We start from the raw sequence: 934 nt of genomic DNA on the forward strand, positions 1-934 counted from the left end.
AGAAACCGGTAGTCAGAAGGGCTGCAAACGCAATACGGGTCATTAATTTCATTGTTTTATCCTGAAGTGAAAGTGCCTGAAATAGCGGTTTATTATTTTTCAGTCTACAATGAATAAATGTAAAAAATAATTCATAAAGATTTTTATATTCACAGACATAATATATTCATAGAATATATATATACAAAAAAGATATTTCCAAGCTTATTTATTATTCTAAAAAATATACCTTAACCATTACATTAACCTAACCATTTGCAGAGCGCAAAATAATTGACAGCAGTGACACTTACTCTATTTAATAAGCGCGGATGAAGTTATCCAGCATGTTAGGGACATCATATTTAGAATAGAAAAGGAGATAGGTATGTCATTACGGTTTCGCATATTATCGTTGTTTTTTTCCATATCGCTGTTAAGCGGCTGTAGCCTGGCCTCGCAGGCCTTTTTTACCGCAGGGGATAAATTATTTCAACCCGGTGATAACGCTACCGCGTCGATGCCGACGTATTCGGTCGCGCAGTTTCTGCAGCCGTATGCCCTTAATCCTGCAAAAGCCAGCAGCGATAATCTGGGTAAATGGGTGAAGATTCGTGGCGTGATTGTTGACATTCGGCGGATGAGCGGTATCGCCGACAGCTACTATTATATCGTTACGATGAGAGATGAACAGAATAAAACGGATAAACTTCTTACCTTCAATTTTGGTTCACATACAAAATCAGACGTTGAGTCCTTAAGTAACGGCAGCATCGCCACGATAATAGGCCAGGTTCATCAGTTGCAAGATTCTACGATACCGAGGCTGCAAAATCCTAAGGTGGTTAAATAACGGTAGCTGACCGATAAGCCGCGTTCTTTTGGTATAGCGTCGTGGACAGTCATTCATCCGCGTCACGGATTCAGATAGCAAAAACCCCGCCGGAGCGGGGTT

Annotated in this window: 1 protein-coding gene; it reads left to right on the forward strand. The window is 40.6% G+C overall.

Annotated elements, in window-relative coordinates; all coding sequences use genetic code 11:
* Positions 1-367 precede the first annotated feature (367 nt).
* The gene (locus tag CWM53_RS20235; RefSeq protein ID WP_100680603.1) at positions 368-832 is read left to right on the forward strand and encodes an OB-fold putative lipoprotein; all 465 of its coding nucleotides are present in this window, start codon (positions 368-370) and stop codon (positions 830-832) included.
* Positions 833-934: the final 102 nt, after the last annotated feature.

It is taken from the genome of Klebsiella sp. A-Nf5, from assembly GCF_002810545.1.
In the GTDB taxonomy this organism is placed as follows: Bacteria; Pseudomonadota; Gammaproteobacteria; order Enterobacterales; family Enterobacteriaceae; genus Klebsiella; species Klebsiella variicola.

Bases quoted from the DNA above. Each gene is read 5' to 3' on its own strand.
- CWM53_RS20235 (WP_100680603.1), top strand. From the start codon at position 368: ATGTCATTACGGTTTCGCATATTATCGTTGTTTTTTTCCATATCGCTG.